Source organism: Bacteroidota bacterium, assembly GCA_030706565.1.
GTDB lineage: Bacteria > Bacteroidota > Bacteroidia > Bacteroidales > JAUZOH01 > JAUZOH01.
Genome location: JAUZOH010000170.1, coordinates 1 through 7,978, shown reverse-complemented (window position 1 = coordinate 7,978; position 7,978 = coordinate 1). Strand labels below are relative to the sequence as shown.

Sequence of the window (7,978 nt, the reverse complement as noted above, 5' to 3'; positions counted from 1 at the left end):
TAATGCAGTTCACTTTGGGCCCGTGGATTGTTTTTTTGAAAATAATCAAGTATCACTGCGTATCTTTCTGATCTTGTCATTTTTTATTTCTCTTATCTATCTGCAAAATTTGAAAAACAATGGTGAAAAGTAAATAATTCTATAATTTTTTCAAATTCCAGGACATATTTTTCTTACTTCAAGATTATATTGGTTTTAACTTAGGGTTTAGTTACTTTTGTAAAATTTTGTAGGAAAAAATTTCCATTACAAGGATCAAAAAACAAGTCCTTAATTGTCAGGGATTTAAAATGTTTCACACGAAGATGAAAAGAATTATAGCTCTATGTATTTTGACATTTTTATTATGCGATTATGTTCTCTGCTCAAAAATATCTGTCCCGGATCATATTGGACCCGATAAAATCACAAAAGTCACCAAAACATTACCTCTAATTAACGATGTATCTAAATTCTGGGTTGATTCGGTTTTCAACTCCCTGACCCCTGATGAACGAATTGGTCAGTTGTTTATGGTCAGTGCATGGTCGAACAAAGACAAAAGGCATGTGGAGGAAATAGCCAATCTGATCAAAAACTATAAGATTGGCGGGCTTATCTTTTTTCAAGGAGGACCAGTCAGGGAAGCAGAACTGACCAACTATTACCAGAAATTATCGAAAACCCCTCTTCTTATCAGTATTGACGGGGAATGGGGCTTAGCCATGCGCTTGGACAGCACAGAAAAATATCCCAAACAGATGATGCTGGGTGCCATGCACGATGACAGCCTGATATATGAAATGGGATGCGACATTGCACGGCAATGCCAGCGTATAGGCATTCAAATTAATTATGCCCCTGTAGTCGATGTAAACTGCAATCCTTACAATCCAGTGATCAATACACGATCCTTTGGAGAGGACAAGAAAAATGTTTCTTCAAAAGCCATGTTATATATGGCCGGCTTACAAAACAACCACATTCTGGCCGTTGCCAAGCATTTCCCCGGACATGGGGATACAGACCAGGATTCTCACTTTACCTTGCCTGTTATTCGCCAGTCCCTTCAAAGGATAGATTCTGTCGAACTTTATCCGTTCCGCGAATTGATCAAAGAAGGCATAGGAGGAGTAATGGTGGCTCACCTGAATGTTCCTGCCTTAGATACTGCCCAAAACCGGCCGTCCACCCTGTCGGAAAAAATCATCAATGGCCTGCTCAAGCATGATTTAGGTTTCAAAGGATTGGTTTTCAGTGATGCCCTCAGCATGAAAGGAGTGGGCAGGTTTCAACAACCCGGCACACTCGAATATCTTGCGCTAAAAGCCGGCAACGATGTGCTCGTTTCCTCGGAAGAAATTCCCCAGGCTATTCAGGAAATCAAATGCCATCTGTATTACGGTGATATATCACAGGAAGCTGTTGACTCTACCTGCCGTAAAATACTTGCCATTAAATATTGGGCAGGACTTAATCATTACAGCCCTGTACAAATATCCAGTTTAATGGATGATATCAATACGCCGCAATCGGACTATCTTCAACAGCAAATTATAGAATCCTCCCTCACTCTGGTAAGTAACTTGCAGGATCTTATTCCTTTAAAGCGGCTTGACACGCTCAATTTGGCATCAGTCGTTATCGGGAACGGGAAAGATAATGCTTTCCAAAAAACCTTGAATCTCTATGCACCTTTTAAACATTATACAATTAACAAGGAAAACTCCTCCAAATCATTCATGCATTATATTGACAGCCTGGCCAAATATAATGTGGTAGTCGTTGGAATCATCAATACCGACATGAGGGTAAGCCGCAATTTTGGGATCACACAACAAACCGTTGATTTTATTGACAGCCTGTGCAACCGGACCAATGTCGTAGTTGATATATTTGCAAATCCATATACCCTGTCGCGTTTCCAGAACCTGAGAAAAGCAAAAGCTGTGGTGATGTCTTATGAAGATTCCGAGACAACCCAAAGAATGTCGGCTCAGCTTATATTTGGAGGCATTCCGGCGAAAGGAACCTTACCCGTCAGCACCATCCTTTATCCTGAGAAAACCGGGATACAGATAAAGGACAGGATCAGGTTAAAATATTCTGTTCCCGAAGAAGAAGGGATGAATCGTGAAACCCTGGGAAAAATTGATTCTGTGGCAAATGATGCAATCGACAAGGGAGCTATGCCCGGCTGCCAGATTCTTGTAGCCCGTAATGGAGTTGTGGTTTATAATAAATCATTCGGTTACCATACCTACGAGAAAAAACAACCGGTTACAAACGATGATATATATGACCTTGCATCCATCACCAAAGTTAGTGCAACCCTTCCCTCCTTAATGTTGCTTTATGATCAGGGGAAATTTGATTTTACCAAGAAATTATCTGCCTATCTGCCTGAACTTCAAAACACAAATAAGAAGAACATAATTATTGAAGATATTCTTACTCACCAGGCCAGATTACAACCCTGGATTCCTTTTTATTTCAACACGTTAAGCCCGGCAAACCCTCAACAAACCCTGTTCAGCAAAGAAAAATCAGAACAATACCCTTATCTGTTCAGTCCGGGAATGTATGTCAATAAAAATATCATCTATAAAAAAGACTTATTTGTTTCCAAACCGGATGCACTGCATGAATTGCAGGTTGCAGACAGTCTGTATCTGCTTACTTCATACAGGGATACAATGTACAATCAAATTAACAATTCAGAATTGCTTGAGAAAAAAGAATATAAGTACAGCGACCTGGGTTTCTATTATTTCCAAAAACTTGTTGAACAGGAAACCAAGACCAGGCTGGATTCCTTTGCCATGGAAAACTTCTACAAACCTCTGGGAGCAACCACTATGGGCTATTTACCCTTAAAACGATTTTCGCGCAGCCGGATCGTCCCGACAGAAAATGATCAGGTATTCAGAAGACAACTGGTACACGGCTATGTACACGATCCCGGTGCTGCTATGCTGGGTGGAGTAGCAGGCCATGCCGGTTTATTTGCATCAGCTAATGACTTGGCAAAACTCGTGCAAATGTATTTGCAAAAAGGCGAATACGGCGGGCAACAATACTTCAAGCCAGGAACCATGGATTTGTTCACCACTGCCCCTTTTATTAAAAAAGGAAACAGAAGGGCTTTAGGATTCGACAAACCCGAAATGGATTATTCCAAACCCGGGCCAAGCTGCCAGTGTGTTTCTGCACTGAGCTTCGGACATACAGGATTTACAGGTACCTTCGCCTGGGCAGACCCTGAAAGCCAGATTGTTTATATATTCCTCTCGAACCGGGTAAATCCCGACCAAAACAACCCCAAACTGGTTGATATGAATATCAGAACTAAAATCCAGCAGATCATCTATGATTCAATAGAAGATTAAAAATAATTTATAAAAGATAAAAAAGATCATCAGCCAACAGGTTGGTGATCTTTTTTTACTATCCGGGGGAACATCCGTTTTAGTGAACAAAAATATGTCATTCTTTGTCTAAAAAGAATCAGAATAATAACAAGTTCTTATATTTGTGACAAATAGTCGTTTTACAATAAGTTTTGAATAAAAAGTAGACCTGAGTAAAACGAACCGGAATGAATTAATGATCACTTAATGAAAATAAGGCCCAATATGAAAAAAGTAATAATCATAGGAATAGCAGTAATGATTGCAATGGGAACGGTCTGTCTGGGGCAAACCCAGGTAAAAAACAAAGCCAATACAGTCAGTCAAAATAATCCTTTGATTGAACACCTGACCAATAAAAGCTTCAAAGAAAAAGTTTTTAATTATGACGTGAACAAAGTATGGAAATATCAGGGGAAACTGCCCTGCCTGATTGATTTTTATGCAGACTGGTGCGGCCCTTGCCGTATGTTGTCCCCATTTGTGGAACAGGTTGCTTCTGAATATAAAGGCAAGATTGTGGTCTATAAAATCAATGTGGATCAGGAACAACAATTGGCCAGCGCCTTTGGAATTTCAAGTATTCCTGCTCTTTTATTTTGCCCCATGAAAGATAAACCACAAATGAATGTGGGATATATCAGCAAAGAGAATCTTCAGAATTTAATTAAGACTACTTTGCTGAAATAGGCAATTGCCTTACCAGTTTTCTGGTGGTTATATTTTTTTAGTTTCTTTGTCCCATCAATCGAACTTTTCTCTGCGAAGCGTCAAAAGCAAAATCCTTATTAACTGCGCGTACTGTCTGAATGAAGCCGATGCAAGGTCCGCCTTCTGGCGGATGACGCAGTCACAGTCTTTTTTGCTACCTTATGTTGACTACAAAAAGTTTGAATAAAGTTTTAACGCAAAGAAAACCAGGGAGGCACATCGATTTTTCTCCGTGTAACTCTGTGTCTTCTCAGTGTATCTCTGTGTTAAAGTATTTAATTATTACACAGAGAACCACAGAGTTTTTCACGGAGAGCCACAGAGAAATTTGAGATATTTCAACAAACAAGAAATATTGTCCTGTTCCCCTGAACGGATTAAAATTTAAAGCCCATAATTTATTACCCTTCAACCCCACACGCTTACAAAAGGGGCTAAAACAGGCTGGTGATTCATTAATAAGTTCCAGGACTTTTAATTTCTATCATTACTATTTCAATCCCTTCAAATCACCTCAAAACAATTCGAACCACTTCAAACCATTTATCTTCCATGCCAGTGTAATGATATTTATTAATGTGGAGATATGCTGTTTCACTGAGTATCACCAAGAAGCATTATCCTGTTATTACCCCTTTTAACTACTTGCTAAACTTCAATAAAGATTCCAAAGGATTTCAGGAGCTAAAGGGGCCTTTAGCCAGAACGAGCCTTTTGACCAGGGAAGGCATATTTTTGTACCCTATTTATAGAACAGGGGCTGTCCCCAAGGGCAGCCCCTGCTTTGTTTTATTTTAATTTGGCCGCCTCATCCTTAGCTTTTTGGATTATTGCATCGGCCTTGGTATTTGCTTCAGTTACTGTCTGGTTCGCTTTCTTATCGCCTTCTGCCCTGATTTTATCGGCAGCCTTTTTGGTAGTTGTCTGTAAAAACTTTGGTTGGCCGGAGGCCTGCTTTTCAAGCAAACTAGCTTTATCCTCAGCCTGTTTTTTAATCTGGTCGGCTACTTTCTGCGCAGCGTTGCGAATCTGCTCAGCCTGGGCTTCTGCATTTTTAATTAATTTTTCAGCCTCTGCACTGGCTTTACCCATTAACTCCTGTTTCTTGGCATTAATAAGTTGTTTGGCCTGATCTTTGACCATTTCTTTTCCGCTTTCGGAAGTACCTCCGCCCATCATCAACTTCACTTCAGGTTTGCTGGTCGTTCCACCAACATGCAGGTTAATATTGATTTTATTAACCGATTTAATATTCAATCCTTTTGAAGCAGCAGCGGCTGTGAGATTCCCAAGCAAATGATTGGCAGCTCCGCCTAATTCAGACATAGGAAGAGTCATCTTCATCACGTAGTTCATGGTCTGATCAATGCCCTGATCACCGCTTATATTGATATTATTGGCTCCAATCTTAGTATCGAAAGGTTTAATATAAACCCTTCCGTTCTTGATTTCAAAGCTCAGATTCAGGTTATTCAGTGCAAAACGGCGCAGCTTGTCATTTTTCAGCGCGTCTGCAATTTTATTAAAAGTAGCGGTATTGCCAACTTCAACACTCTTCGACTTCAAAACGCCTTTCCCTTCTGTTGTACTGTAAACCGGATTCATGTGTTGGTCGAGTGCAGAGGCAAAAGTCAGGTTCATGGACACCTTCCCTTTGCAATTCTTAGCAATGGGAGCCAGTTTTTTAACAGTATTAAAGGCTTCAAAGGTAGAGGGTATATCAAAATCGCTTATGCCCAAAACAAAATCGACCAAAGGTTTCTTAACTTCCTTGGTACTGTATGAACCGCTCATTGACATTGCGCCCTGCAAGAGATTCATCTTGACATTTTCCATGGTGGCTTTGCTATCGTTGACCAAAATAGTACCTTTAATATTGCTTACATCGAGTTTATCGTAAACTACTTTTTTGATATTGGTCGATAATCTGAAATCTACATTTTTAGGGACTTCCAATACGGTCATAGGAGTCTGTTCAGCGGTTGAAGAAGATGTGGCACTTTCGGAGGTTGAAGCCTTCTTATTCCCGCTCATAAATTCATTGACATCAATCAGGTTGGAAGAAAAAGCAAATTTTCCCTTAAGCACCTCATTTTTAAATATATATTGAATGAAATTTTCGATTTTGCCGTTCAGATGGAAATCACTTTTACCCACTTTTGCATCAAAAGCAGTAAGATTGACAAATTGGGAAGAAAATACCATAACAGCTTTGGAAATAAGCGCACCTTGAGGAAGAGATTCTGAAGTATAAGTGAAGTTCCTCAAACTCAAATTACCCAAGGCCTTGAATTCTTCATATCTTTTCTTTGTGATACTCGACATCCGCCCGGCCATATCGAGATTGGCATCAATAATACCTTTGATTTTAGTCTTTTCCAACGGAATGACATCAGCAATGCTCTGTAAATCTAAATGTCCTTTGACATTTCCCTTAATTTGAGGATCGCTGATTGGGGTAGCCACATGCATCGCCATATCGACAGGATTTCCTGCCATCTCTACATGAAATTTGTTTAAATCCACAGTGGTTTTATCCGGAATCACCCCGTCGTATAAAACTTTCAGATCAACATTGATGTTATTGGCACTCTTGGGCAGGGAAGGATATTTAAACATGGCATTATTTACGACCAATGCCAGGCCTGCAGAAGGCATGGATTTCTTTTTACTGTTATATGTACCTTTTACCCAGGCACCAATCTTAAATTTACCCTCAGTCTTGACAGATTTAAAATCATTCATATATACCGCAGGGACAAGCGATAAAACAGACTTGAAATCAGCTTGTTTGGTATTGAATTTCAAATCAATATTCATATCATCACCGGGCATCTTAACACTTCCTATAAGCGACATCACCAGGTCATTGATATCTATTTCATTATCTTTTAAAGTATATTCAGACTTCTTCATGTCAGCATCAATAGAGGCCATGAACCGAAATACCAAATCCTTTATATAATGAATTCCACCGTAACTGACATTAACAGCTTTAACATCTGTTTTTAAATCTAAAGAAGTAAAATCCTGGGTCATATCACCTTTCAGCTGAAAATTAAGATCTTTCAGGTTAGCTAAAACATTCAGGGTATCATCACTATAAGTGAGATTACCATCAATTATTTTTACTTTCTGAAGTTTAACATGAAATTTCATAGGAGGAGAAGGTTTAGCTTCTTTCTTTTTGACGGAATCCGGCTTGACGATATCCCAGTTTACCTTCCCATTCTTCAAAACTTTTGCAAATATGTTAGGATGATCAAGGATAACAGACTTCACATTAATACTCTCACCCCTGATCACGCTCATGATGTCGACTTTGGCACTGAATGATTTAAAAGACACCAGCGTATCTCCTTTAAAATCCCCTATGCCTTCAACCGAAAGATCATCTAAGGAAACATAGAGGTCCGGAAAACCTCTAAACATGGAAATGGTTAATTTACCAAAATCAACTTTTGCATTCAGGCTGCTATTAAGTTCTTTTTTTACTGAATCCGTTATTTTCCCTTTAAACAAAAAGGGAGTAACGATCAATATGACCAGAAGTGCAGCAATAACTATAGCACTAATTTTAAGGATTTTTTTCATAACTATTTAATTTTGTTTGTTGGAATAAAGTTAATGATATTTTCAGAAAACAGGAGCTAAGTGATTAAAAGTATATACCGGTTGAAAAATAATTTTAACCATCTATTCATAAATATGTTAAAGAAACAGCCTCCTTTTATCCCTTTCAAAATAAAATTAATTCTACTAAATTATTTGCATTTTTTAAAATAAAACCCTAAACTTGCATGATAAAAATCATGTTTTTGAATCGTTCAATTCTGGAAAGTTATTTAATTTGAACAGAAGGAATGAAGGTGATTTTT

General features: G+C 38.7%; 3 protein-coding genes. 2 read left to right on the top strand and 1 reads right to left on the bottom strand.

The window, feature by feature from the left end:
- The first annotated feature begins 305 nt into the window (after nt 1-305).
- Together Q8907_09770 and trxA are read left to right on the top strand one after the other, a co-directional pair.
- Nucleotides 306-3,368, top strand: coding sequence for a glycoside hydrolase family 3 N-terminal domain-containing protein (locus Q8907_09770; protein ID MDP4274552.1), 3,063 nt, complete (start codon nt 306-308; stop codon nt 3,366-3,368).
- A gap of 246 nt (nt 3,369-3,614) precedes the next feature.
- Entirely contained in the window at nt 3,615-4,079 is a 465-nt protein-coding gene (gene trxA, locus Q8907_09765; GenBank protein ID MDP4274551.1) for a thioredoxin, read from the top strand.
- A gap of 810 nt (nt 4,080-4,889) precedes the next feature.
- Here trxA and Q8907_09760 read toward each other — a convergent pair.
- Nucleotides 4,890-7,694 carry an AsmA-like C-terminal region-containing protein gene (locus Q8907_09760; protein ID MDP4274550.1) on the bottom strand — a complete coding sequence of 935 codons (2,805 nt, stop codon included), beginning with the start codon at nt 7,692-7,694 and terminating at the stop codon, nt 4,890-4,892.
- Nucleotides 7,695-7,978: the final 284 nt, after the last annotated feature.